This is a genomic window from Hydrogenovibrio halophilus DSM 15072, assembly GCF_000384235.1.
GTDB lineage: Bacteria > Pseudomonadota > Gammaproteobacteria > Thiomicrospirales > Thiomicrospiraceae > Hydrogenovibrio > Hydrogenovibrio halophilus.
In genome coordinates, this window is sequence record NZ_KB913033.1 from 2063023 (window position 1) to 2086762 (window position 23740).

General features: G+C 55.4%; 19 protein-coding genes. 17 read left to right on the plus strand and 2 right to left on the minus strand.

Going from position 1 to position 23740, the window contains the following annotated elements; translation table 11 throughout:
• Positions 1–360 precede the first annotated feature (360 nt).
• The 3 genes from A377_RS13355 (at position 361) to clpA (ending at position 3832) form a co-directional block, all read left to right on the plus strand.
• A complete protein-coding gene (locus A377_RS13355; RefSeq protein ID WP_019896206.1) occupies positions 361–1134 on the plus strand; it encodes a DnaJ domain-containing protein in 774 nt (257 codons plus the stop codon).
• Between the two features lie 115 nt (positions 1135–1249).
• Positions 1250–1564 (plus strand): ATP-dependent Clp protease adapter ClpS, encoded by a 315-nt coding sequence (gene clpS / locus A377_RS0109945; protein WP_019896207.1) that lies wholly within the window; start codon positions 1250–1252, stop codon positions 1562–1564.
• Positions 1565–3832: an ATP-dependent Clp protease ATP-binding subunit ClpA gene (gene clpA, locus A377_RS0109950; protein ID WP_019896208.1), complete on the plus strand. Its 2268-nt coding sequence runs from the start codon at positions 1565–1567 to the stop codon at positions 3830–3832.
• Between the two features lie 110 nt (positions 3833–3942).
• Here clpA and infA read toward each other — a convergent pair whose 3' ends face one another.
• A complete protein-coding gene (gene infA / locus A377_RS0109955) occupies positions 3943–4161 on the minus strand; it encodes a translation initiation factor IF-1 (protein WP_019896209.1) in 219 nt (72 codons plus the stop codon).
• Positions 4162–4244: 83 nt separating this feature from the next.
• Positions 4245–5012, minus strand: coding sequence for a leucyl/phenylalanyl-tRNA--protein transferase (aat, locus tag A377_RS12415; protein WP_019896210.1), 768 nt, complete (start codon positions 5010–5012; stop codon positions 4245–4247).
• A 171-nt stretch (positions 5013–5183) separates the two neighbouring features.
• Here aat and dnaE point away from each other — a divergent pair, with 171 nt between their 5' ends.
• The 14 genes from dnaE (at position 5184) to rpsO (ending at position 23566) form a co-directional block, all read left to right on the plus strand.
• Complete coding sequence (gene dnaE / locus A377_RS0109965; protein WP_019896211.1) at positions 5184–8675, plus strand: DNA polymerase III subunit alpha; 3492 nt, start codon at positions 5184–5186, stop codon at positions 8673–8675.
• A 146-nt stretch (positions 8676–8821) separates the two neighbouring features.
• Positions 8822–10786, plus strand: a complete 1965-nt coding sequence (gene acs, locus A377_RS0109975) for an acetate--CoA ligase (protein WP_019896213.1) — start codon at positions 8822–8824, stop codon at positions 10784–10786.
• 214 nt (positions 10787–11000) lie between these two features.
• Positions 11001–11210: a DUF485 domain-containing protein gene (locus tag A377_RS0109985; RefSeq protein ID WP_157760824.1), complete on the plus strand. Its 210-nt coding sequence runs from the start codon at positions 11001–11003 to the stop codon at positions 11208–11210.
• 4 nt (positions 11211–11214) lie between these two features.
• On the plus strand, positions 11215–12831 hold the full coding sequence (locus A377_RS0109990) for a sodium/solute symporter (RefSeq protein WP_019896219.1): 1617 nt from the start codon (positions 11215–11217) through the stop codon (positions 12829–12831).
• Between the two features lie 133 nt (positions 12832–12964).
• Positions 12965–14794 (plus strand): putative nucleotidyltransferase substrate binding domain-containing protein, encoded by a 1830-nt coding sequence (locus tag A377_RS0109995; RefSeq protein ID WP_019896220.1) that lies wholly within the window; start codon positions 12965–12967, stop codon positions 14792–14794.
• A 2-nt stretch (positions 14795–14796) separates the two neighbouring features.
• Positions 14797–15450 (plus strand): 3'-5' exonuclease, encoded by a 654-nt coding sequence (locus A377_RS12420; protein ID WP_019896221.1) that lies wholly within the window; start codon positions 14797–14799, stop codon positions 15448–15450.
• Positions 15451–15748: 298 nt separating this feature from the next.
• Positions 15749–16207, plus strand: a complete 459-nt coding sequence (gene rimP, locus A377_RS0110005) for a ribosome maturation factor RimP (RefSeq protein WP_019896224.1) — start codon at positions 15749–15751, stop codon at positions 16205–16207.
• Between the two features lie 93 nt (positions 16208–16300).
• Entirely contained in the window at positions 16301–17785 is a 1485-nt protein-coding gene (gene nusA / locus A377_RS0110010) for a transcription termination factor NusA (RefSeq protein ID WP_028485460.1), read from the plus strand.
• A gap of 19 nt (positions 17786–17804) precedes the next feature.
• Positions 17805–20294 (plus strand): translation initiation factor IF-2, encoded by a 2490-nt coding sequence (infB, locus tag A377_RS0110015; RefSeq protein ID WP_019896226.1) that lies wholly within the window; start codon positions 17805–17807, stop codon positions 20292–20294.
• Between the two features lie 2 nt (positions 20295–20296).
• The gene (gene rbfA, locus A377_RS0110020) at positions 20297–20671 is read left to right on the plus strand and encodes a 30S ribosome-binding factor RbfA (protein WP_019896227.1); all 375 of its coding nucleotides are present in this window, start codon (positions 20297–20299) and stop codon (positions 20669–20671) included.
• A gap of 89 nt (positions 20672–20760) precedes the next feature.
• Positions 20761–21684, plus strand: a complete 924-nt coding sequence (gene truB / locus A377_RS0110025; RefSeq protein ID WP_028485462.1) for a tRNA pseudouridine(55) synthase TruB — start codon at positions 20761–20763, stop codon at positions 21682–21684.
• A gap of 82 nt (positions 21685–21766) precedes the next feature.
• Positions 21767–22672 carry a methyltransferase domain-containing protein gene (locus tag A377_RS12425; RefSeq protein ID WP_083919147.1) on the plus strand — a complete coding sequence of 302 codons (906 nt, stop codon included), beginning with the start codon at positions 21767–21769 and terminating at the stop codon, positions 22670–22672.
• Positions 22673–22690: 18 nt separating this feature from the next.
• Positions 22691–23182 carry a Crp/Fnr family transcriptional regulator gene (locus A377_RS0110035; RefSeq protein ID WP_019896231.1) on the plus strand — a complete coding sequence of 164 codons (492 nt, stop codon included), beginning with the start codon at positions 22691–22693 and terminating at the stop codon, positions 23180–23182.
• Positions 23183–23299: 117 nt separating this feature from the next.
• The gene (gene rpsO / locus A377_RS0110040; RefSeq protein ID WP_019896232.1) at positions 23300–23566 is read left to right on the plus strand and encodes a 30S ribosomal protein S15; all 267 of its coding nucleotides are present in this window, start codon (positions 23300–23302) and stop codon (positions 23564–23566) included.
• The last annotated feature ends 174 nt before the right edge of the window (positions 23567–23740 follow it).

Below are 23740 nucleotides of genomic sequence, written 5' to 3' on the forward strand. Positions count from 1 at the left end.
AACGATCCTGTGAGTCCTTTGCATGAGTCATGGACGAGATAAAAATGAGAGAAAGTTTTGCTGATCAAGGCGGGAAATGCAGGCCATGGCAAGGTCCTGGTCAAATTTTCCAACGCAGAACAGCGAAATTTTAGCCATTTTTAGCCGTTTTTGATCTCGTGCAAAGGATTTTCTATAAAAAAACGCTTATTATCGTGTTTATGCCGAGGTTTGCAAGAATGATTGCGAAAGTCGGAGAGTAGGAAAGCGCTTTTTTTTCCTGAAAGAAGGCGTTAGAATCATTCCGTACAACGCAATCGTTGAGCTTTAATACGAACGCGTTTTCTTTTTTGATACGCCAAAGACGGGTAGCCGCAACGGATGCAACCGCCGCATTACGACGCCAACATCGATTATTTTGCCCTGTTGGGCATTCACCCGCAGGCGGGCGAAGACGTCATCAAAAAAGCCTATCGCAAAATGGCCCGGCGTTACCATCCGGACGTGTCGACCATTCACAATGCCAAAGAAAAATTTCAGGAAATTGCCGAGGCGTATGAGGTGTTGAGCAAACACCGTGATGCCTATTGGCGTGATTTCTGCCGACGCCAATCCCGATTCTGTCAGAGCATGCAAGCCAATCGCCGGCCCCGTCCAAACCGTCCGACCGCAGGAGGGTTCCAGTCCGCCCGTCAGGAACCGATTGACGGTCGGGACCGTGAAATCACTTATCCCCTGACTTTGCGCTATGCGATCCGTCTGCTCAAGCTGGGGTATTTTTACATTCCCGGTCTCAAGGTGCGGATGAAGTTTACCCGCGAAGCCTTTATGGACAAAACCTTCCGTCTCAAAGGCAAAGGCTACAAAGGGCTGTTTGGCGGTCGTGACGGCGATTACCTGGTGCGTTTTGAGTTGCGCCTGCATTCCATGAACTGGCGACTGGAAGGCAGCGATCTTTATGGCACCATTGAGGTGCCGAAAGCGCTGCTGGTGCCGGGCACCGAGCTGACTTTGCAGTCGCCTTCCGGGCGTATGCAGGTGACGGTGCCGGAGGGGTATTCGCCAGAGGACTACATCAAAGTCTGTGACATGGGGCTGCCCGGAGACGAACGTTTTCAACCGGGCGATCTCTATGCCCGGTTGATTGCGGCGTAATCTCTTTCTTTCCTGCGATTCATTCCTGTCTTGTCTCCGGTAGCGGGGCGAATTTCGTTATAATGCTTCCTATGAGTTCTCTTTATCTGACAACAGTAAGTGATAGGGTTTCTGAATGAGTCGACACGCACAGCAGGATGGTGGCGCTGTTCTGGAGCCGGTCCGGGCCAAAGTCAAACCGCCGAAACGTTACAAGGTGGTCTTGTTGAATGACGATTTCACCCCCATGGAGTTTGTGGTGGACGTTTTGATGCGCTTTTTTCAAATCGACAGTCAGAAAGCACAAAGCATCATGATGACGGTGCACACACAGGGAAAAGCCACATGTGGCGTTTATTCCAGAGAGGTGGCAGAAATGAAAGTGACGCAGGTAAAACATTATGCGCGGGAACATCAACACCCGTTGGAATGCGATCTGGAGGTGGCCTGAATGTTGAGTAAAGAATTGCAGTTGACCCTGAGTAACGCCTTCAGTCTGGCCAATGAGTACGAGCACGAATACGTTACCCTGGAGCATTTGTTGCTGGAATTGTTGGGATTGCCTCTGGTGCGAGAGGCCGTGATGGCCTGCGGTGCGCAGGTTCAACCGATTGAACTGGCGTTGGAGGAATATCTGGAAACCGACCAGGCCGCTCCGGTCCGGCACCCGGACACGGAGGAGTTGTTGCCCACCATGGCGTTTCAGCGAGTGATCGAACGGGCGATATACCTGGTGCAGAGCAATGGTTACAAGGAAGTGACCGGCCTGCATGTGCTGGGATCCCTGTTTTCCGAACAGGATTCCCAGGCGGTTTTCATTCTGATGTCGCACGGTGTGGAACGGGTGGACGTGCTCAGCTATATTTCCCATGGCGTGACCGCGCAACAGCAGGAAGATTTTCTGTCCGACGACCATGACGCCGCACCTTCGCAAACCGAAGGCGGTGAGGCCGAGGCCGAATCGGATCCGGTGGCGCAGTACACTACCCATCTGAATGCCGAAGTCCAGGCCGGTCGCATTGACCCGATCATCGGGCGCGACTGGGAGTTGATGCGGACGCTGGAGGTGTTGAGCCGACGGCGCAAAAACAACCCGCTGCTGGTGGGGGAACCGGGCGTCGGCAAAACCGCCGTGGCCGAGGGCCTCGCCTGGAAAGTGGAGCATCAGCTGGTACCGGAGCGTTTGGCCTCGGCTCAGGTTTACAGCCTGGACATGGGCGCATTGCTGGCCGGTACCCGCTACCGCGGGGATTTTGAAAAGCGTTTCAAGGCCTTGCTCAAAGCGCTGGAACAGAACGAAAATGCGATTCTGTTCATTGATGAAATTCATACCATCATCGGAGCCGGGGCCGTTCAGGGTGGGGCGCTGGATGCGTCCAATCTGATGAAACCAGCGCTGGCCAATGGTCGGTTGCATTGCATCGGTGCCACCACCTACGAAGAGTACCGTGGTATTTTTGAAAAAGACCGGGCACTGGCTCGGCGTTTTCAGAAAATCGATGTGGCCGAGCCGACCCAGAACGAGGCTTATGAGATTCTGAAAGGCCTGAAATCCAAATTTGAAAGCCACCATCAGGTGAAGTACACCTTGCCGGCCTTGAAATCCGCCGTGGAATTGTCGGCGCGCTACATCAATGAACGCCATTTGCCGGACAAGGCGATTGATGTGATCGACGAAGCCGGAGCCAAGCAGGCCCTACGCCCCAAATCCAAGCGCAAAAAGCAGATTTCGGTCGCCGAAATCCAGCAGATTGTGGCGCACATGGCCCGGATTCCGGTGGCGCAGATCTCGCAGAAAGAAAAAGAAGCGGTACTGGATCTGGAAGCCAACCTGAAACGCGTGGTGTTTGGCCAGGACGAGGCGGTGCACCAGGTCGCCACGGCGATCAAGCTGTCGCGTTCCGGCTTGCAGGAAGGCAATCGTCCGACCGGGGCCTTTCTGTTTGCGGGGCCGACCGGGGTGGGCAAGACCGAATTGACCCGGCAGTTGGCCGAACATCTGGGCATTGAACTGTTGCGCTATGACATGTCGGAATACATGGAACGCCATTCGGTATCGCGTCTGATCGGGGCACCGCCGGGATATGTGGGCTTTGATCAGGGCGGTCTGTTGACCGAAGCGGTCAACAAGCACCCGCATTCGGTGGTGTTGCTGGACGAAATTGAAAAGGCGCACCCGGATGTGTTCAATCTGTTGCTGCAGGTCATGGACCATGGCACCCTGACCGACAACAATGGGCGCAAGGCCGACTTTCGCAATGTGGTGCTGGTCATGACCTCCAATGCGGGCGCGGAAATGGCGAGTCGAACCAGCATCGGTTTCACCGAACAGGATCACACGCTGGACATCGACAGCGAGTTGAAAAAGGTGTTCACACCGGAATTCCGCAACCGACTGGATGCCGTGGTGCAGTTTCATCGCCTGTCTTCACAGGTCATGCACAAGGTGGTCGACAAATTCGTTTACGAGCTGGAAACCACCTTGTCCAATCGCAAAATTGGCTTGACCCTGACTCCGTCTGCCCGTGACTGGCTGGCGAAAGAGGGCTATGATCCGATTATGGGCGCTCGGCCCATGCGTCGACTGGTGCAGGAAAAAATCAAGAAACCGCTGGCGGATTTGCTGCTGAAAGACGCCGTCAGAGCGGGTGAGACCCTGGTGATTGATGCAGAAGGTTCTTCTCTGGCTTTGTCGGTTCGGGCAGAAGCGGAAGTCTGACTGCTGCATAGGACGCGGACATAAAAAAACCGCTGGGCCTGATTCTCGCAGTTCAAAGCGGGTTCAGGCTGTCAGCGGTTTTTTGCAGGGGGGTTCAGACTCGCGGCGGCTTATTTGCCTCGGTAGGTGATGCGACCTTTGGTCAGATCGTAAGGCGTCAATTCCACCTTGACCTTGTCACCGGCCAGAATCCGAATGTAGTTTTTGCGCATGCGTCCGGAAATGTGGGCCAGAATTTCATGGCCATTTTCCAATCGGACTTTAAACATGGTATTTGGAAGGGTTTCAAGCACTTCCCCTTCAAATTCAATCACATCTTGCTTAGACATAGACTTTAGCGTTCGCCCCTGATTTTACGAAAAGCGGAATTATAGACGCTTTCTACTATAAATTCAAATAGATAAAATGGACGTCATGATGACGGGGCAGCCGAATGCGCCTCGGCAAAGGTCAGGGCCTGCTTTTCCCAGCCTTCGGCCAGTTGCCAGTCGGTCGGGCCAGACTGATGAATCTGCTCGTCCAGCAGGGTTTCGAAATGTTCGCGGCTGACCAGTCTGGCGCCCAGACGTTGCAGATGATCGGTGGCGACCTGGGTGTCGATCAGGCGAAAGCCCCATTGGCGCAATTGGGTGCACAATGCCACCAGTGCCATTTTGGACGCATCATTGTGGCGGCTGAACATGGACTCCCCGTAGAACATGCTCCCGATGGCCACGCCATAAAGGCCGCCGACCAGTTTCTCCTGCTCCCAGACTTCGACCGAATGGGCATGCCCCTGTTGAAACAGCCGTTCATAGGCCTGGATCATTTCCGGCAGAATCCAGGTGCCGTCCTGATCGGGCCGTGGGGTGTGGGCACACGCGCTCATGACCTGTGTGAAGTCTTGATCGAAGGTGACCCGGTAACGCTGTTGGCGCAGGCGTTTGCGCAAGGACTTGCTAAGGTGGATCGCATCGGTAAACAGGACCGATCGGGGATTGGGGGTCCACCATAAAATCGGGTCATCGTGGGCATACCAGGGAAAAATCCCTTTCTGGTAGGCGCTGAGCAGCCATTCACTGGTCAGGTCGCCGCCAATCGCGAGCAGGCCGTCGGGTTCGTTCAGGGCCAGATGGGTTGGCGGAAAAGCCACCGGGTGCGGATCAAGCCAAAAAGGCGCGCTGAGAGGTTTTGTGTGCATACAGTTTAAGCTCGGTCAGTGGCGGCGTTGTCTGTTCAAGTTGCATGGAATCGCATAGAATGTGCTTTATTCTAAACCAGTTCGCCCGTTTGCTTCGAGCGGCGGCTTGATCCAGATCAAGAAGCCATTGAAAGCCGGTCGATGCGCACGATTTGAAAGGACGACCCACGCATGGCGCCATTTGTACACCTGCATACCCATTCCGAGTATTCGATTGTGGACGCCACCTTGCGTGTCAAAGAGGCCATTTCTCTGGCGGCGGAGGACGGGCAGCCCGCATTGGCCCTGACCGATCAGATGAACATGTTTGCATTGGTCAAGTTTTATTCTGCGGCCCAGGCCGCGGGGGTCAAGCCCCTGATCGGTGCCGATCTGTGGGTGGAAAACGGCGAAGACGACCCCTTTCGGATCACCTGTCTCTGTCAGAACAATCAGGGCTACCTCAATCTGTCGCACCTGATTTCGCTGGCCTGGCTCAAAAACCAGAAGCTGGTCGAGCATGACGAGGTGGCCGTGGTGTCGCAGGACTGGCTGGGGCGTTACAACGAAGGCCTGATCGTGTTGTCCGGGCACCAGCACGGGGATGTGGGGCGGGCGATCATGGCGCAGAAACCCCATCTGATGGCCAAGCGTCTGCAGTGGTGGCAGCAAACTTTTCCGGACCGGTTTTATCTGGAGCTGGTGCGAACGGGTCGCCCGGGGCAAGACGTTTACATTGCCTCCGCGCTGGAAGCGGCCCAGCGTTACGATCTGCCGGTGGTGGCCACCAACGACGTGCGTTTTGCCCGGTCCGAGGATTTTGATGCGCACGAAGTCCGGGTCTGTATCAACGAAGGGGTGGTGCTGGAAGACCCCAACCGTTCAAACCGCTATTCCGATGAGCAGTATTTCCGCACCAGTGAGGAAATGCAACAGCTGTTTGCCGACATTCCTGAAGCGATTGAAAATACGGTGGAAATCGCCCGGCGCTGTACGGTCACCCTGACGCTTGACACCTACTTCCTGCCGGATTTTCCGGTTCCGGAAGGCATGACCATGGACGAATATTTCATCGCCGAGTCCCGCAAAGGCTTGGACGAACGTCTGGCGTTTCTGTTCCCGGATTTGACGCCCGAGGCGCTGGCTGAGCGGCGCAAGCCCTATGACGAACGCCTCAAGTTCGAACTCGATATCATTTTGCAGATGGGCTTTCCCGGCTATTTCTTTATCGTTGCCGACTTCATTCAGTGGGGCAAGGATCATGGCGTGCCGGTCGGGCCAGGGCGCGGCTCCGGGGCCGGTTCTCTGGTCGCGTATGCGCTGAAAATCACCGATCTGGACCCATTGCAGTACGACCTGCTGTTTGAACGTTTCCTCAACCCGGAACGGGTTTCCATGCCCGACTTCGACGTCGACTTCTGTATGGAGCGCCGCGATGAGGTGATCGAGTATGTGGCCCGTCAATACGGACAGGACCATGTGTCGCAGATTGTGACCTTCGGCACCATGGCCGCCAAGGCGGTTATTCGCGATGTGGGTCGGGTGCTGGGGCACAGTTACGGCATGGTCGACAGCATTGCCAAAATGGTGCCCAACGATCTGGGGATCAAGCTTCAGGCCGCGCTGGATCAGGAAAAAGACCTGCAGAACCGCTATCAGCAGGACGAAGACGTCCGAACCCTGCTGGACTTGGCCCTGAAGCTGGAAGGCACGGTGCGCAACACCGGCAAACACGCCGGGGGCGTGGTGATCGGGCCCAAGCCGCTGGACCAGTTCTGTCCGTTGCTGTCCGAGCCGGACGGCACCGGAGTGATGACGCAGCTGGACAAAAACGATGTGGAAACAGCAGGCCTGGTCAAATTTGACTTTTTGGGCCTGCGTACCCTGACCATCATCGACTGGGCCCTGCATTTCATCAACGAAGGCAAGCAACCCGGCGACGAAGGCTTTGTCGACATCAACGCCATTCCCATGACCGACCAGCCCACCTTCGATATGATCAAAACCGGCAAAACCACCGGCGTGTTTCAGTTGGAATCGTCGGGCATGCAGAACCTGATCGTGCGTCTCAAACCCGACTGCTTCGAAGACATCATCGCTCTGGTGGCCCTGTTCCGTCCGGGGCCGCTGGAATCGGGCATGGTGGACAACTTTATCAACCGGAAACACGGCAAGGAAAAAGTCGCCTACCCCGACCCCAATTATCAGCACGAACTGCTCAAACCCATTCTGGAACCCACTTACGGGGTGATTCTGTATCAGGAGCAGGTGATGCAGATTGCGCAGGTACTGGCGGGCTACTCGCTGGGCAAAGCGGACATGCTGCGTCGGGCGATGGGCAAGAAAAAGCCAGAGGAAATGGCCAAGCAGCGCTCGGTGTTCAAGGAAGGGGCCGAAGCCAACGGCATCGATGGCGATCTGGCCATGAAAATTTTCGATCTGGTGGAAAAGTTTGCCGGCTACGGCTTCAACAAATCACACTCCGCCGCCTACGCGTTGGTCTCGTATCAATCGGCCTGGCTCAAAAAGCATTATCCGGCCGAATTCATGGCCGCGCAGATTTCCTCCGACATGGACAACACCGACAAGGTTGTGCACATGGTCAACGAATGTCAGGCCATGGGCATCGAAGTCATGCAGCCGGACATCAACCTGGGTGAAATCCATTTCAAGGCCGTGCGCGGTGAAATGACGGTCCGTTATGGACTGGGCGCGATCAAGGGCGTGGGCGAAGCGGCGCTGGAAGGCGTGATCGCCGAGCGCGAGGCCAATGGTCCCTACACGGGTCTGTTTGATCTGTGCGCCCGCTCCAACCGCAAACTCAATCGGCGGGTGCTGGAGGCTTTGATTTTGAGTGGCGCACTGGATGGTCTGCATGACAATCGTCAGGCCATGCTGGAGACGGTGCCGAATGCGCTGCAGAAAGCCGAACAGAAACAAAAAGACGAAGAAGCCGGTCAAAGTGATTTGTTTGGCGATGCCCTGTCGTTTGAAGCGGAAAACGCCGACGAACTGGTTTCCGTGGTCGAAATGTCGCAAAAGGCGCGCCTGAAAGGCGAAAAGGACACCCTGGGGCTGTACATGACTGGCCACCCCATTGAAATCTATCGCAAAGAGCTGGCCGATCTGGTGGATCAGGACCTCAAGTCCCTGCGTCCCGAAAAATGGAAAAAAGTCTGGGTCGCCGGTCTGGTGGTCGTGGCCCGCAGCAAGGTCACCCGCTCCGGCAGTCGTATGGGCTTTGCCGCCATCGACGACCAGACCGCGCGGGTGGAAGTGGTGCTGCGTCCCAATGTGTTTGAAGCCTGCCGGGACATTCTGGTGCCGGACGCGGTGGTGATGATTCATGGCGAAGTCAGCGAAGACACCTTCAACGGGGGCATCAAAATTGACGCCGAGCAGGTGGTCACCCTGGCCGAGTCAAGGCAGGAACGCGCCAAAGGCATTAAGATCCAGCCGTCCATGCCTCTGACCGGGCAAACGGTGCACGAACTGGCGACCGTGCTGGCGCATTATCAGCGGGAAGACGACACTGAGCAGAGCCGCGGTTTGCCGGTGGTGATCGACTATGAAAATGACCAGGCCTGGGTGCAACTGAAGTCGCAGGGGCGTTATGCCCCTGATGACGCCCTGATCGAATGGCTGGATGCCAGTGGCTGGCAGCCGAAAGTGGTCATCAAATAAAAGAATTTTATTCCTAATGCGTCAGTTTAACCATTAGAATAGTGCCCATTTATGGGCCGGCTTTTCGTTTGATTGGTTTTTCGTTAGACCATTTGATTTTAGAGTTGGTTTTTTCCCATTCCAGAAACGCAAAACAGGAGACCTCCATGTCGAACAATATCGAATCCATCCTGAAAGAAGAACGGGTATTCAAACCCACAGAAGCCTTCAAACAGCAGGCCAATGTGGACGAAGCGACCTATCAGGCGCTGAAAAAGAAAGCCGATGAAGATTACGAAGGCTTCTGGTGCGATCTGGCAAAGGAAAAACTGGACTGGGCCAAGCCCTTTACTCAGGGTCTGGATGACAGCAACCCGCCGTTTTACAAATGGTTTGCCGATGGCGAACTTAATGCATCCTATAACTGCATCGACCGTCATCTGGCCGAGAAAGAAGACAAACTGGCCATCATCTTTGAAACCGATGACGGCCACGTAGACCAATACACTTACAAGGAACTGCATGACCAGGTTTCCCGTTTTGCCAATGCCCTGACCGCTCAAGGCATTGAAAAAGGCGATCGCGTGGTGATCTACATGCCCATGATTCCTCAAGCCGTGTTTGCAATGCAGGCCTGTGCCCGCATCGGCGCGGTGCATTCGGTGGTGTTTGGCGGCTTTTCCGCCGAAGCCTTGCGCGACCGGATCGAAGACGCCAACGCCCGCATGGTGATCACCGCCAATGCCAGTGTGCGTGGCGGCAAGGAACTGCCTTTGAAGAAAGCGGTCGACGACGCGCTGGAAAAAGGCGGCGATTCGGTGCGCAAAGTGATTGTGTATGAGCGCACCGACACCCAGGTGCCGATGAAAGCCGACCGGGACATCACCTGGCACGATGCGGTGGCCGGCATGAGCAACTACCACGATCCGGTGATGGTCGATTCCGAGCACCCCCTGTTTTTGTTGTACACCTCCGGTTCCACCGGCAAGCCCAAGGGCATTCAGCACAGCACCGCTGGTTATCTGCTCAACGCCCACATTACCAATGAATGGGTGTTTGACCTGAAAGACGACGACGTTTTCTGGTGTACCGCCGATGTGGGCTGGATCACCGGTCACACCTATGTGGCTTATGGTCCTTTGTCAGTGGGCGCCACCCAGGTGATGTTCGAAGGCGTGCCCACCTATCCGGATGCCGGACGTTTCTGGCAGGTGTGTCAGGACCACGGTGTCTCGGTGTTCTACACCGCACCGACGGCGATCCGCGCCTTAATGAAATTCGGCAAGGATCTGCCAGAGCAATATGATCTGAGCCGCCTGCGCCTGCTGGGCACGGTGGGCGAACCCATCAACCCCGAAGCCTGGATGTGGTACCACGATGTGATCGGTCGCGGAGAATGCCCGATTGTGGACACCTGGTGGCAGACCGAAACCGGTGCCAATATGATCGCACCTCTGCCGGGCGTGACCGATCTCAAACCCGGCTCCTGCACCAAGCCTTTGCCGGGCATTGATGCGCACATTGTGGACGAAGCCGGAGTGGAGCTGACGCATGGCGAGGGTGGTTATCTGGTGATCCGCAAGCCTTGGCCGTCGATGCTGCGCACCATCTGGGGCGACGATCAGCGCTTTGTCGATACCTACTTTGCGATGTTTGATAACAAATATTATGTGGTGGGCGACAGCGCGCACCTGGACGAGGATGGCAATTTCTGGATCATGGGGCGCATTGACGATGTGCTCAATGTGTCCGGTCACCGTCTGGGGACCATGGAAATCGAATCGGCACTGGTGTCGCATTCGCACATCGCCGAAGCCGCTGTGGTTGGCAAGCCGCACGATGTCAAAGGCGAATCGGTGTTTGCGTTTGCGGTCCTCGACATGGACATTCCCCAGGAAGGCGAAGCCCGTCAGGAGTTGGTTCAGGAGCTGCGCAATCACGTGGCCAAGGAAATCGGCCCCATTGCCAAGCCTGATGACATCCGTTTTGGCAGCAACCTGCCCAAAACCCGTTCCGGCAAAATCATGCGCCGCCTGCTGCGCTCCATTGCCAAGGACGAAGAGATTCATTCCGATGTGTCTACGTTGGAAGACCCAAGCATTCTAGATGAGTTTATGCAGTCCCATAAATAATTAATACGCAATCGGCATAAAATTGTCTACCATGTTCCAAATTAACCAGGCCTGGTAAAAACCGGGCCGGTTGGTTTCTAAATAGAGCCCTTTGAAGGGCTTTTTGCTAACGATGAGAGGAGGATTGGATGTATTCCAGCCAATATCTGAAAACTGCGGCCGCCAGCGTAGGCGGTTGTGTGCCAAGCCGACCCCGGCATGAAGGAGGTGTGAAATGAGCGCGACACGATTTGCGATGATTATGCTGGCCATTTACACCGTGCTGTATTTTGGGGTGGCGTTGATGACGTCAGCCACCTTTAAAGACATTGCTGCGGCCGAAGTATTGGGCTTGCCTTTGGCGATTTGGGGCGGTTTGGTGATCATTATCTCCGGAGTGGTCATTACCCGTTTGTATTTGAACAAAATGACCGAGGAGCAATGAAAACATGGAAAACCTAACCGCTTTGATTGTGGTGATCCTGGGGATCGCTCTGTCGTTATTTATCAGTTATTATCACCGGCGTTCGACCCGTTCGACCGCCAATTTTTATGTGGCCGGTGGCGGCATTTCGCCTCGAGTCAACGGCATGGCCATGTTTGGTGACTATGCCAGTGCGGCCAGTTTCCTCGGTGTGGCCGGTGCGGTTGCCCTGATGGGGATCGATGGCTGGTGGCTGGCAATCGGCTTTTTTGCGGCCTGGATTGTGGTGCTGCTGATCATCGCCGGACCTTTGAAGAACGTGGGCAAATTCACCGTGGCCGACGTGCTGATTTCACGCTATGACAGCGCCGAGCGCAATATTCGTATTGTGGCGATGTTGTCCACCGTGACGCTGGCGGTCATGTACCTGATCCCGCAAATGGTGGGTGCCGGGCATCTGTTCAGCCTGCTGCTGGATCTGCCTTACACCCTGACGGTGCTGGTGGCCGGTCTGCTGATGGCGGTTTTCGTGATCATGGGCGGCATGAAGGGCACCAGTTACAACCAGGCTGTACAGGGCGCGATTCTGTTTGTGGCCATGCTGTTCCTGCTGGTGTTTGGCACCATCCTGCTGTTTGGCGGCAACCCAATTGAAATTGTGACCCACGGCAAGGAAATGGTGCCACCACACTTGGCCGCCGGTTCACCGGAAGCGGTCAGTGCGATTGCAGGCATGACCACGGCCGAAAGTGGCCAGGCTGTCGACATCGTGCGTGGCATTATGCCGGATGCGGCCAGTGCGATCACTCCGGGTGTGCAACTGCGCAGCCTGATGGACAACGCCAGTCTGGTATTGGCTTTGTTCCTGGGGGTGTTGGGTCTGCCGCACATTCTGATCCGTTTCTATACCGTTTCCAACGCCAAGAGTGCGCGTAAGTCGGCTGAGATCACCATTTGGGGTCTGGCGATTTTCTACGGCAGCATCTTCTTCGTTGGTGTGATTGCCATGTATGCATTGTATCCGGAACTGGTTGCTCTGCTGGCCGACGGCAAAGCCGGTGTGGCCAAAAACATGACCATGCCGATGCTGGGCGACATGATTGGCGGGCAGATTCTGCTGGGCGTGATTGCCGCCGGTGCCATGGCTGCAATGCTAAGTACCTCAGCCGGTCTGTTGATGGCCGCGACCACCAGTTTGTCGCATGACTTGTACGCGGGTGTGATCAACCCGGGCAGCTCCGATGAACAGCGTGTGCGTTTTGCCAAGCTGGGCGCCGGTGTGCTGGCCGTGATGGCGATTCTGATGTCACTGTGGTTGCGTGAACAGAACGTGGCCATGCTGGTTGCGATGTGTTTCGGCATTGCTGCGTCCACCTTTGCTCCGGCACTGGTGTTTGCGGTCTGGTGGAAAGGTCTGACCAGTCAGGCCGTCGTCATCGGTATGGCCGTAGGCCTGGTCGCGTCACTGATCCTGACCTTTGCCCGTTTCTTCGGCTTGAGCGACGTGGCGGGTATCCCGGTATTGGTGAACCCGGCGCTGTTCTCGGTGCCGCTGGCGATTGTGGTCACGGTTGTGGTCGCGATGATGACCAGTGACCGAGGTCGCACCGAAGAATTCATGCAGCAGGCGCACGGCAAATAAGCGTGTCCGTTTGGATGAATGATTGATCGATCGATAAAAGGGGCTTTCGGGCCCCTTTTTTTGTTTTTTTGGTGTGGGCGTTTCATGAAACCGTTTTCGGAAATGCGGACACCAAAACGACAAGGAGATGACTATGGCCGATGACGATACCCTGGCCTATTTGAATCAGGTGTTGCCGTTTGACCGTTTGAGCGATGAACAACGGGCAAAAGCCGCCGACGCATTGGATGTGGTGTATTTTCCAAAGGACGCCACGATCCCGCTGGATCGCTACGAATCGGCCTATCTCTATCTGGTGATCAAAGGCCGGGTCTCTGAGTGCCATGCCGATGACGACACGGCACAATGCGGGCTTTATGGCGTGCATGCGGCCTTTGGTGCGGCCAATCTGCTGGACCGCAATGCTCAGTTGACCTATCACGCATTGGAGGAAACGGTGGCCTACCGCCTGCCGTTTTCGGTGTTTGAGCAGTTACTGCAAAGCAGTCAGGCGTTTGAGGCGTTTTACTTTCATGACATTACCCAGAAACTGAGTCAGTTTCATCAGCAGTTGCAGGAAGAGTCTTCCAGTGAAGCGATGATGGACGCGGTCAGTATTGCGCCTTTGCACGCGTTGATTGAAGTGGATGGCGAGACCGGACTCAAAACCTGTGTCGAAAACATGCACTCGGCTCAGAGCGACGCCTGTGTGGTCCATCATCAAGGTCAGATCGGGATTGTGACCTCATCGGATTTGTTACGTGGGCTGGCCCTGGAAAATTTTGATCTGCAGAGTCCGGTCGGAGAGTTGGCCACTTTTCCGGTGATTACGATTGATCAGAGCGATTTTCTGTTCAATGCGCTGCTGAAAATGACCCGTTTTGGCATCGACCGGCTGGTGGTGCGTGACGGTCAGGCCTTGCGTGGCATCCTGCATCAGAAGGAATTGATGAGTCTGTTTGCCAATCAGTCCGGTCTGGTGATGCTCACGCTTGAACGCGCCGAGAATCTGGACGATTTAAAAAAGGTGGCGGGTCAGATCGACCAACTGGTGGCCGGGCTCAGCAACAAAGGGGTCAAAACCCATTACATTGCCAAACTCGTCAACGAGTTGCACCGGAAATTGCAAGCCAAGCTCTGGGACTTGCTGGACACGGAAAAGCGTTTTGATCAGGTCACCTATCTGGTGATGGGCAGCGAAGGTCGTTCGGAACAGGTCGTGCGCACCGATCAGGACAATGCGGTGATTTACCCGGATGACCAGCCAATGGATGGTCTGATGGCGTTTTGTCAGCAATATAATCGGAAGCTGATTGAGATCGGCTTTCCGCCGTGTCCGGGCAACATCATGCTTTCCAATCCCCAGTGGTGTCTGAGCGAACAGCAGTGGCGGGCACAGTTGGATAAATGGTTTGAACAGCCCGACCAGGAAGGGTTTATGGCGTTGGCCATTCTGTTTGATGCTCAGGTGGTCAAGGGCGATACCGCTCCGCTGGATCGGCTGAAAGACGATTTGTGGGCGCAGGTTCGCAAACGGCAGATGTTTCTGCCGCATTTTGCGCTGAGCGTGTCCCAGTTTGACACCCCGATTGGTCTGTTCGGGCGTCTGATTACCCAAAAGGACGCGGGCCACAGCATCGACATCAAAAAAGGCGGCATTTTTCCGATTGTGCATGGCATCCGCTGTCTGGCGCTGGAGCAGGAAATCGAACCGACCAACACCCACTGGCGCATCCGCAAGCTGATGGATTTGAACGTCTTCAGCGAGGACTTCGGGATTGAACTGGGGGAAACACTGAACTTTCTCAACACCCTGCGCCTGCAGTCGATGCTGCAAAAAGGCGCGCATGGCAAAACCGTGGACAACCGCATTGAAACCGACGAACTGACCCATTTTCAGCAGGACCTGCTTAAAGAAGCGTTTGGTGTGGTCAATCAGTTCAAAAAAGTGATCGAGCAACACTTCAAATTGGAAAGCTATTGACCATGTGGCAGCGATTTTACCAGGCCTGGTTAAAAAAGCGGCTCAAGGACCCGGAGTATGGCTTTCTGTTTGAACCGCCCGAGGACGACGCGGTGGTTTGCTTTGATTGCGAGACTACCGGGCTGGACCCGAAGCGCGACAGCATCATTTCCCTGAGCGCGATCAAAATCCGGGGCGCTGACATTCTGACCAGCGAGAGCCTGAATCTGACATTTCAGCCGCAGCAGACGGTGGAAGGCGACAGCATCGTGATCCATCGGCTACGTAACATGGATTTGTCCGAAGGGCTGGCACCGCAGGAGGCCGCCCGACGTTTTCTCCAATTCATCGGCAGTCGCCCGCTGATTGGCTACTATCTGGAATTTGATGTGGCCATGGTCAATCGGCTGATCAAACCGCTTCTGGGGATTCCTCTGCCCAACACGCAGACCGACATTGCCGAACTTTACAGCGACCTGTTTTACCAGCCCTGGTTTCAGCCCGAACACGAAGTGTTTGACCTGAGTTTTCAGGGCATTCGCACGAGGTTGGAATTGCCGGGACTGGGACAGCACGATGCGTTTAACGATGCGTTGATGACGGCGATGATGTATGTCAAATTGCGCCACCTGCAGGAAACCAAGCACACTTCGGCAACCCGCAGTTCGACCACCTGACGCGTGATTTGACGCAGGTGGCTTGAAGTGGCGGTCAGGGGTTTGCTAAACTTTTGTCCTGCTGACGATGTGCGGGGAGATCGGTTGGCGCCCGGAGCCGATGGAAGCAACAGGTCAGGCTTGACAGCTCCAGCCTTCGTGACTATAATCGCGTCAGTTTTTTAAATCATTCTAAGTCACGTTACTTAAATGATGGCATCGTCACCGATGCATCAGACGTGGCTTTTGTTTAAAAACCCCGTTTTTACGGGGTTTTTTGTTTTTCAGAGCCGATAAAACCGCAATCCGAGGGAGAAAGGTGTCACTGGAACAGAAAATGACCGAACTGGTCACCCCCACCATTGAAATGCTGGGGTTCGAACTTTGGGGGCTGGAATACATTCCGGCCGGCAAGCAATCGACGTTGCGCATATACATTGACCGTCCCGGTGACGAAGGCGTCAATGTCAGCGACTGCGGTCAGGTCAGTCACCAGATCAGCGCATTGCTGGATGTGGAAGACCCGATCCAGAGTGCGTACATGCTGGAGATTTCGTCTCCCGGCATGGATCGCCCGCTGTTTCAGCCGGCGCAGTTTGCAGCCTATCAGGGTGAAACCGTTCAGGTGCGGGCCTCGGGTGAGATTCTGGGGCGCAAGCGTTTCAAAGGCAAAATGACGGAAGTGAACGAGCAGGGCATCGTGGTGGAAGTGGATAACGAGGCCTATGACATTCCGTTTGAGATGATTGACAAGGCCAATGTGGTACCGATTTTCTGACAGCCAGTCTGGTCATGAAAGGTTCCCTGGATTCACAGATTAAGGTATGAACGAATCGACCCGGATGTCGGTTCCCGTTTTGAGGATGCGATAATGAGTAAGGAAGTTTTAGCCGTCGTTGAAATCATGTCCAATGAAAAGGGCGTGGACGAGGAAATCATTTTTGACGCCATTGAGGCCGCGCTGGCCACCGCCACGCGCAAAAGCCACGATGATGAAATCGATGTGCGAGTGGCCATTGACCGTGAAACCGGCGATTACGATACGTTCCGTCGCTGGGAAGTGATCGAGGACGACGTGGCGATCGAAGACCACGTCGGCTGGTATCTGCGCCACATGGACGCGGTGGACATTGAACCGCACATTGAACCCGGGCAGTTTATTGAGGAACCGATTGAGTCGATTGAATTTGGCCGCATTGGTGCCCAGACCGCCAAACAGGTGATCATCCAGAAAGTCCGTGAAGCCGAGCGCAAAAAAATCGTGGAAGACTACGAACGACGCGTGGGCGAGATTCTGACCGGTCAGGTCAAGCGTATGGACCGTGGCGATGTGATTCTGGACCTTGGCGATAACGTCGATGCCATCATCCCGCGCAGCGCACTGATCAATCGCGAAAGTTTCAAAATGGGTGAGCGGGTTCGGGCCTATGTGCAGGAAGTGTCCTACAAAACCCGTGGCCCTCAGATCGTGATGTCACGTGCCTGTAAAGAAATGCTGATTGAATTGTTCAAGATCGAAGTGCCGGAAATCGGTGACGATCTGATCGACATCATGAGTGCGGCACGGGATGTTGGGCTGCGCGCCAAAGTGGCGGTCCGCGCCAATGACCCACGACTGGACCCGATCGGGGCCTGTGTGGGCATGCGCGGTGGCCGGGTTCAGGCGGTGACCAACGAACTCCACGGCGAGCGCATTGACATTGTGCTTTGGGACGCCAACGACGCCCAGTTTGTGATCAATGCAATGGCACCGGCCGAAGTCACGTCCATTATGGTGGACGAAGACCGCCATACCATGGATCTGGCGGTGGATGACGAGCAGTTGTCCCAGGCCATCGGCAAAAACGGGCAGAACATCCGCCTGGCCACCGAATTGACCGGTTGGGAATTGAACGTCATGACCGAATCGGACATGGCTGAAAAACACGAAACCGAATCGGAAACGTTGAAGACTCTGTTCGTCAACGCTTTGGAAGTGGACGAAGAACTGGCCGAAGTGCTGGTGGACGAAGGCTTCACCAATCTGGACGAGGTGGCATACATTCCGTCCGAAGAAATGCTGGAAATCGATGGCTTTGACGAAGAGTTGGTTTCGGAATTGAAAAGTCGGGCCCAGGATGCGTTGTTGACTCAGGCGATCGTCGGCGAAGAGGCTGGAGAGGCCGAGCCGGCGGAAGACCTGAAAAACCTCGAAGGCATGACCGATGAGCTGGCACAGCAGCTGGCAGGTCAAGGCGTCATCACACAGGAAGACCTGGCTGAGCTGGGTGTGGATGAGTTATTGGAAATAGTCGAAATGGATGCCGAGGCCGCGAGTGAGCTGATTATGAAAGCCCGCGCTCCCTGGTTCGAATAATGTAGGAGGACACCAGCGTATGTCTCAAGTATCAATCAAGCAATTTGCTGAAACACTGAAAGTATCGCCAGAGAAACTGTTGGCTCAGCTCGAAGAAGCAGGGGTGTCCGGAAAAACCGCGGATGATTCTTTGTCGGACAAGGAAAAAATGACCTTGTTGAACCATGTGAAAAGTCGCAAGGGTGGCAGCGTCGAGGCACCGGAAAAAGTGACCCTCAAGCGCAAGCAGGTCAAGAAAATGAACGTGTCGTCTGGCGGAAGCAAGCGCACGGTCAATGTCGAAGTCCGTAAAAAACGGACTTTCGTCAAGAAACCGGAAGACGCCCAGCCGGAACTGGTGGATGAGAAGCCGATGAACCGTCAGGAAGCGTCGCACGCCGACGCCAATCCGACCACGGCCGGACCTCAGTCCATTCAAGCCCAGGCCGCGGCCTACCAGAAAAACCCAAAACCGCGCAAAGCCAAAGAGCCAACGCCGGAAGAAGCCGCTGCGGCCATGGCCAAAGCCGAAGAAGCCGCTCAGCCCAAAGCCTCTGATGCCGCTGACAAGCGCAACAAGGACAAGAAAAAGACCGGCAAAACCGAAGTGGAAGAGCCCAAGGGCAAAAAAGGCAAGCCGCAACCCAAACAGAAACAGGGCCGCAAGAATCTGGCGCTGGATGACGATCGTCCACGTGGCCGTCGTCGTCACAAAGGCATGCACAAAAAAGCGCATCATGACAACGAGCACGGTTTCCAGAAACCGGTCGAGAAACAAGTGCGCGAAGTGCCGCTGGGCGAAACCATCAAGGTCTCCGATCTGGCCGACAAAATGGCGGTCAAGGCCGCCGAAGTCATCAAACTGATGATGTCGATGGGCAACATGGTCACCATCAACCAGGTGCTGGATCAGGAAACCGCCGAACTGGTGGTGGAAGAAATGGGTCACAAGCCGGTGCTGGTGAACGAAAACCAGCTGGAAGACGACGTCGTCAACCAGGAGCACGAAGGCGAAACCGTGACCCGTTCACCAGTGGTGACCATTATGGGCCACGTTGACCACGGTAAAACCTCTCTGCTGGATCACATCCGTAAAGCCAAAGTGGCTCACGGCGAATCCGGCGGGATCACTCAGCATATCGGGGCCTACCATGTCGAAACCGGCCACGGTGGTGTGACCTTTATCGATACCCCGGGTCACGAAGCCTTTACGGCGATGCGTGCCCGTGGGGCCAAAGTGACCGATGTGGTCATCATCGTGGTCGCCGCCGACGACGGTGTGATGCCTCAGACCAAAGAAGCGATTCAGCACGCCAAGGCCGCTGGATTGGGCATGGTCGTGGCCATCAACAAAATGGACAAGGAAGGCGCCAACCCGGACCGGGTCAAACAGGAACTGGTCAGCGAAGAAGTGGTGCCGGAAGACTGGGGCGGGGACGTGCAGTTTGTGCCCGTCTCGGCCAAAACCGGTGACGGCATCGATGCCTTGCTGGATGCGGTTCTGTTGCAGTCGGAAATTCTGGAACTGGAAGCACCGGTTGACGGCCCGGCCAAAGGCGTGGTGGTGGAATCGCGTCTGGACAAAGGGCGTGGGCCAGTGGCCACGGTACTGGTTCAGGCCGGTACCCTGAAAAAAGGCGACATCGCCCTCTGTGGCATGGAATACGGCCGGGTCCGTGCGCTGACCAACGAAACGGGTCAGCAGGTTAAGGACGCTGGACCATCCATGCCGGTAGAAATTCTGGGTCTGTCCGGCGTGCCGGTGGCCGGTGACGACATGATCACGGTGGAAAGCGAGCGTAAAGCGCGTGAAGTCGCCATGTTCCGTCAGAGCAAACACAAAGAGAAGAAGATTGCCCGTCAGCAGAAATCCAAGTTGGACAACATGTTCAACCGGATGGAAGAAGGCGAAGTGCAGAATGTGAACATCATTCTCAAAGCCGACGTGCAGGGCTCGATCGAAGCCATTGTCGACGCGCTTGTGAAACTGTCCACCGACGAAGTCAAGGTATCGGTGATTTCGTCCGGTGTGGGCGGCATTTCCGAGACCGATGCCAACCTGGCACTGGCCTCCGACGCTCTGATCTTCGGCTTCAACGTCCGTGCGGACGCCAAGGCCAAGCGCGTGATCGAGAACGAGGGCATTTTCCTCAAGTATTACAGCGTCATCTACGAAATTGTGGACGAAGTCAAACGCGCCATCGAAGGCAAAATGGCACCGGAATTCCGTGAAGACATTGTGGGCGTGGCCGATGTGCGTGATGTGTTCAAGGCACCGAAAATCGGCATGATCGCCGGGTGTATGGTCACCGAAGGCGTGGTCAAGCGCAACAATCCGATCCGGGTATTGCGCGACAACGTGGTGATCTACGAAGGTGCGCTGGAATCCCTGCGACGTTACAAGGACGACGTGATGGAAGTGCGTCAGGGCATCGAGTGCGGTATCGGCGTCAAAGACTACAACGATGTCAAAGTCGGTGACCAGATCGAAGTCTATGAGCGTGTCGAAGTCAAACGGACACTGGATTGAGCATGAAGCAAGCGCAGCAGGGCGTCAATCGTCCGCAACGGGTCGCGGGTGAAATCCGCAAGACCCTCAGTCAAATCCTGACTCAGGAAACCAAGGACCCGCGTCTGCAACAGGTGACCCTGACCGAATGCAAAGTCTCGCGGGATCTGGCGATTGTCACGGTGTATTACACCTTGATCGGAGTCAATCAGGACGAACCGGCGGCGCAGGAGGCTGAAAAGGCCCTGGAAAAAGCCAAAGGGTTTTTCCGCTCCGAAATCGGCAAGCGCATGAAATTGCGTCTGACGCCAGAGGTACGGTTTTTCTATGACACCGTGGCCGAAAACGCCAGTCACATTGAAGCGCTGATTCAAAAAGCCCTGCACGGCGGTTCATAGCGAACCGTCAGTCAAGCGGGTGTCGGGTCGGTTTTCACCAGGCCTGGTTGTTTTTGGGTTTCGCGGACTTTTGATCATTCTGGAGAACTATGTCTGAAAGGTCTCGTCGTCATGTGCATGGAGTGGTGTTGGTCGATAAACCGGCCGGCATCACCTCCAATGCCGTTCTGCAGCAGGTCAAACGTCTGTTTTCCGCCAAAAAAGGCGGTCACACCGGTGCGCTGGACCCATTTGCCACTGGCCTGCTGCCGATCTGTCTGGGCGAAGCCACCAAGTTTTCCGGTTTTCTGCTCAACGCCAAAAAGGGTTACATCGCCACCCTCCAACTCGGGCAGGCCACCGATTCCGGGGATTGCAACGGTCAGCCGACCGAAACCGCTCCGGTGCCGGAACTGACCACCGAAACCGTGGTGGGCGTGCTCAATACCTTTCTGGGTACCTCGCTCCAGATTCCTCCCATGTACTCGGCCCTGAAGCATCAGGGACGTCCTTTGTACGAATACGCCCGTCAGGGCATTGAGATTGAGCGCCCACCCCGGGAAATCACTCTGGATCGGATTGTGCTGAAAGGCATTGACGCCGATCAGATCCGCTTTGAAGTGCTCTGCAGCAAAGGCACCTACGTCCGCACTCTGGGCGAGGACATTGCCAAAGAACTGGGCACAGTCGGGCATTTGATCGGCCTGCATCGCACCCAGAGCGGCGCTTTGACCGCCGAAAACATGCACACGCTGGAAACGATTGAAGCCGACCCCGAAGCAACGCTATTGCCGATGGACACCCCGCTGGGTCATTTGCCTGCCATGGCGCTGAACGCGGAAGACACACAAACCATTCTCCGCGGCGGCAAGCTTGCTGTCGACCGGCCCGAAACCGATCTGGTGCGATTTTACGATGACCAGGGGCGTTTCATCGGCGTAGGCGAATGGCAGGTGGAAAAAAGCCGGCTCAAGCCCAAACGTCTGGTTCAGGTGGACTTGCTGACGCAAGAGGTGCAACCCTCGGCGACATGAACGAGTAAGCCCAGGTTTTTGCCATGCGCGCTGTCGTTCGAGCGACGTCGAATCATCTTTGGAAAGCCGTACCGGATCGAAAATGTCGATAACTTCCCAGCCTGAGCAACCCTCACCGCATCAACCCTCACCGCATCAGCCCTTGCTTGACTTGCGTCGCCGCGAGGCCTATTTCAGCGCGCATTGGCCGGGTGCGACCCATCTGCACTGGCCGTCTTTGCCACAACGTCTCAACGAACTGCCATCGCGTCCAGCCGATCTGCAACTGGTCGGGGACGATCCGGTGGCGTTGCGCCAGGCCAGCGAATTACTTCAGGCCAAAGGCTACCGCATCCATGCCGCGTTCGATTGGGCGCGGCTGATGACAACCGACACACCAGGCCTGGTCAAAAACAGTGCCGAATCCAGACGACTGTGGCAGCCTTCCCACAGTGTGACCGAGTTTGTTCAGATGTGTGAGGAGGCCCTTACCCCGTTTGACCGCTCGAATGCGCCCTCTGCTTTGGATGTGGGTTGTGGCGGCGGTCGGGACAGCGTGTTTCTGGCCGCGCATGGCTGGTCGGTGACCGCGGTGGAACAGCAACAGCGGGTGCTGACCCGTGCCAGAGCGCTGGAAGTCCACTGGGCCGCAACGCTGGACACGCCGCCCGATCCCATTGACTGGCGATGTGACGACGTGACCCGGCCTGTGACCGGTTTCTGGCAAAAGGGTTACGATGCGATTCTGGCGGTACGCTTTCTCAATCGCTCGCTCTGGCCGCAAATGCGTCAGGCTTTGCGTCCGGGCGGTTATCTGCTGTTTGAAACCTTTGTACAGGGTGCGGAAAAACACGGTGGCCCTAAAAATCCCAATCATCTTCTGCAACCGGGCGAGTTGGCACAAACCTTTGCGGAATTTCGTATCATAACTGATAAAATAGCGCCATTAGCAGACGGTCGCCCAGTGAATCGGTTTCTCGCACAAAAGCCGACCGACCCGATGAATTGACCAGTAAGGAACCCTCGTATGAAAGAAATGACCAGCGATCAATTGTTTGACTATTTTCAGAAAAACGCCATCTGCGAATCTCTGACCCGTCAGGATGTGGAAGTCATGTCGCATTTTTTGCAGGAAAAAACCTTCAAACGCGGCGAAATCATCAATGACATGGGCGATGTGGGCGATTCCATGTATTTCATTGTCAGTGGCCGGGTGGCGTTTTCGTCTTCGGACGGGCAGGACGAAGCCGAAGTCGGGATACAGAGTCCGGGCAATCTGATCGGTGAAATGTCGTTTTTTGACCGCAAGCCGCGGATGCTGCGGATGAAAGCGGCGAGCAAAGAAGTGTTTATGCTGGAAATCACCCGCCCCATGTACGACCGGCTCAAGGTCGAGCACCCTTATATCGCAGTGAATCTGGTGGAAAACGCGGTGGTCAGTCTGGACCATCTTATTCGGGCGCTCAGCAGCGATCTGTCCCAGTTTGAGCACTACATGCACGGCTTCGGTCGCCACTGATTTGCCGTCCGGCACAAACCGCTGGACAAACCGAATCGTTTGCGTATAATACGCGCTTCTCTGCCATCGGTTGCGGAGCAAGTAAATTTTTTATAAACCGATTGAAAAGGAATGATTATGCTGACACCCGAAGACAAACAGAACATCGTAAAAGAGTACGCCCAGAAGTCAGGCGACACCGGTTCGCCGGAAGTTCAGGTTGCGTTGTTGACACACCGCATCACCTACCTGACCGAGCACTTTAAGGATCACAAGCAGGACAACCATTCACGTACCGGTTTGTTGCGCCTGGTTGGCCGTCGTCGTAAGTTGCTGGATTACCTGCACCGTAAAAACGCCGACCGTTATTTTGCTCTGATCAAGAAGCTGGGTCTGCGTAAGTAACCCCTTTTGCGATCGACCAGAAAACCCGCGATGCCCATACTGGGCCGCGGGTTTTTTTGTGCCCGTTTGACCGAACCCCATCTCCATGCTTTTCTGGCCAGAGCAGTTACGTTAAAATGGCCAATTCCGATGCATCCGGCAGGAAACCGAGTTAAGCCTGAATCTGAAAGCGAT